This is a genomic window from Candidatus Enterococcus wittei, assembly GCF_002140175.1.
Taxonomy (GTDB): Bacteria; Bacillota; Bacilli; order Lactobacillales; family Enterococcaceae; genus Enterococcus_B; species Enterococcus_B wittei.
In genome coordinates this window covers 635,688-638,518 of sequence record NZ_NGMO01000002.1, presented here as the reverse complement: position 1 = coordinate 638,518, position 2,831 = coordinate 635,688, and the positions used below count along the sequence as shown (strand labels likewise).

Here is a 2,831-nt window from a genome sequence, read left to right as displayed (position 1 = left end):
TAACAGAGAACTATAACTTTGAAATAGCTTCTCTTTATTTATTTCTTCCTTCATTGAGAATAAAAAAAAATTTGAAACGACTATTTACAAAAGAATATATATAAGGTGATAATAAAAAAAATGCCAAAGGAGATGACATATTGATCGAAAAGATCTTATTAGATGAACATTCAAGAATGAAGTTAAACGTTTATGGAAAGTTATTGATACTACCGCCAGGCGAATATATTCTTGATAATCTACGCGAGAATTTAGATAGTTATTTAAGTCTCGCACGCTTAAAAAAAATACTTTTTTCTATTCAAGAAGATTTAGAAAAAATCAATCATATTCAACTTCTAACAAATAAAAATAAGTTGTGTATCAATGACCAACTAATCCAATATATGCACTGTCTCTTATACACATCTAGATAAATGATTATGTAAGGTGGTAAACTTATATTATTCTGTCTTTTGAACAATTAATTTTTAAAAGTACTGAAAAAAAATCTGGATCCCTACACCTATAAGTAAATAAGTGTTAAAATCAAAGTGAATCAAGTTTGTTGTTGTTTGAAGTATGGACTATTAAAAACAATACCTTACAAATAACAAAATCAAAGAGTTAGGAGTAATTTTTATGAAAATGAATGTCGAAAGTTTTAATCTAGACCACACAAAAGTAAAAGCACCTTATGTTCGAGTAGCAGATCGTAAAACTGGTGAACATGGTGACTTGATCATTAAATATGATGTTCGTTTCAAACAACCAAATAAAGAACACATGGATATGCCAAGTCTTCATTCGTTAGAACATTTAACTGCTGAGTTGATTCGTAACCACGCAGATTATATCGTCGACTGGTCACCTATGGGCTGCCAAACAGGATTTTACTTGACTGTTTTAAACCATGATAACTATGACGAAATTTTAGATGTGTTAGAAAAAACAATGGAAGATGTGCTTCAAGCAACAGAAGTTCCAGCAAGCAATGAAACACAATGTGGCTGGGCTGCGAGTCATACATTAGAAGGTGCACAAGCATTAGCTCGTGAATTCTTAGAAAAACGTGATGAATGGTCAGAAGTTGAAGCATAAATAAAAACAGGATTTAAAGATTTAAACTAAGCTATAACAGCTTGAGGCACTAAACGAAAAAGTAGACTTTGCGTTTAGTGCCTATTTCATATTTCAGGAGGGAATTTTATGAATATTTATGATTTCAATGTTACTTTAGAAGATGGGACTACGTATTCCTTAGAGAAGTACAAGGGTCATCCTCTCGTGATCGTTAATACAGCTACGAAATGTGGATTAGCGCCCCAATTCGAGCAGTTGGAAGAACTTTACAAAAAGTATCAAGCCAAAGGATTGGTTATATTAGGGTTTCCTTCTAATCAATTCAAACAAGAAGTTGCTTCAGCAAGTGAGGCTGCAGAAGCTTGCCGCTCTACTTATGGTGTGACCTTTCCAATGCATCAACTTACAATAATAAATGGGTCAAATGCAGATCCTCTTTTTGATTATTTAAAAGAAGAAGCGCCAGGTACTTTGACTGATGCAATCAAATGGAACTTTACAAAATTCCTCGTAGATAAAGAAGGTCATGTAGTCGAACGTGTGGCACCAAAAACTTCTCCACTAAGCATGGTTGACTCTATAGAAGCCATTCTTTAAAAATACTCAAAACAAAAAAAACAGCTGGACATTTGTCCAACTGTTTTTTACTTTTGCGTGGCGACGTCCTACTCTCACAAGGGGCAACCCCTCACTACAATCGGCGCTAAGAAGCTTAACTTCTGTGTTCGGCATGGTTACAGGTGTATCCTTCTTGCTATCGCCACCACACTGTGGTGTTATCTATATTTGAGTAAATCTTGTTCACTCAAAACTGGATTTGAAGTTCATGTAAGAAACTCTACCGAGTTTTTCATTTTATTTTGGTTAAGTCCTCGATCGATTAGTATCAGTCCGCTCCATACATCACTGTACTTCCACTCCTGACCTATCTACCTGATCATCTCTCAGGGATCTTACTTTCTTAAAGAAATGGGAAATCTCATCTTGAGGTGGGCTTCACACTTAGATGCTTTCAGCGTTTATCCCTTCCCTACATAGCTACCCAGCAATGCCCTTGGCAGAACAACTGGTACACCAGCGGTAAGTCCATCCCGGTCCTCTCGTACTAAGGACAGCTCCTCTCAAATTTCCAACGCCCGCGACGGATAGGGACCGAACTGTCTCACGACGTTCTGAACCCAGCTCGCGTGCCGCTTTAATGGGCGAACAGCCCAACCCTTGGGACCGACTACAGCCCCAGGATGCGACGAGCCGACATCGAGGTGCCAAACCTCCCCGTCGATGTGGACTCTTGGGGGAGATAAGCCTGTTATCCCCAGGGTAGCTTTTATCCGTTGAGCGATGGCCCTTCCATGCGGAACCACCGGATCACTAAGCCCGACTTTCGTCCCTGCTCGACTTGTAGGTCTCGCAGTCAAGCTCCCTTCTGCCTTTACACTCTTCGAATGATTTCCAACCATTCTGAGGGAACCTTTGGGCGCCTCCGTTACCTTTTAGGAGGCGACCGCCCCAGTCAAACTGCCCATCTGACACTGTCTCCCACCACGATTAGTGGTGCGGGTTAGAGTGGCCATAACGCAGGGGTAGTATCCCACCAGCGCCTCCATCGAAACTAGCGTTCCGACTTCTACGGCTCCTACCTATCCTGTACATGCGGTACAGACACTCAATATCAAACTACAGTAAAGCTCCATGGGGTCTTTCCGTCCTGTCGCGGGTAACCTGCATCTTCACAGGTACTAAAATTTCACCGAGTCTCTCGTTGAGAC

At 40.1% G+C, this 2,831-nt stretch carries 3 protein-coding genes, 1 rRNA gene and 1 other annotated feature; of the genes, 3 read left to right on the top strand and 1 reads right to left on the bottom strand.

What is annotated here, in order from left to right:
- Positions 1–140 precede the first annotated feature (140 nt).
- The 3 genes from A5844_RS07145 to A5844_RS07135 all read left to right on the top strand — a co-directional run bounded on the left by A5844_RS07145 (position 141) and on the right by A5844_RS07135 (position 1,659).
- Positions 141–416, top strand: a complete 276-nt coding sequence (locus A5844_RS07145) for a hypothetical protein (RefSeq protein ID WP_086284512.1) — start codon at positions 141–143, stop codon at positions 414–416.
- A gap of 205 nt (positions 417–621) precedes the next feature.
- Positions 622–1,080 (top strand): S-ribosylhomocysteine lyase, encoded by a 459-nt coding sequence (locus A5844_RS07140; protein WP_086284511.1) that lies wholly within the window; start codon positions 622–624, stop codon positions 1,078–1,080.
- 108 nt (positions 1,081–1,188) lie between these two features.
- Positions 1,189–1,659, top strand: a complete 471-nt coding sequence (locus A5844_RS07135) for a glutathione peroxidase (RefSeq protein ID WP_086284510.1) — start codon at positions 1,189–1,191, stop codon at positions 1,657–1,659.
- Positions 1,660–1,714: 55 nt separating this feature from the next.
- Here the strand turns inward: A5844_RS07135 and rrf are convergent.
- Positions 1,715–1,830 (bottom strand): 5S ribosomal RNA (gene rrf, locus A5844_RS07130).
- A gap of 104 nt (positions 1,831–1,934) precedes the next feature.
- Positions 1,935–2,804 (bottom strand) — a sequence feature (23S ribosomal RNA rRNA prediction is too short).
- Positions 2,805–2,831: the final 27 nt, after the last annotated feature.

What these genes read in the sequence shown, in the direction of transcription:
- A5844_RS07140 (WP_086284511.1), top strand. Translation starts at nt 622, where the DNA reads ATGAAAATGAATGTCGAAAGTTTTAATCTAGACCACACAAAAGTAAAA.
- A5844_RS07135 (WP_086284510.1), top strand. Translation starts at nt 1,189, where the DNA reads ATGAATATTTATGATTTCAATGTTACTTTAGAAGATGGGACTACGTAT.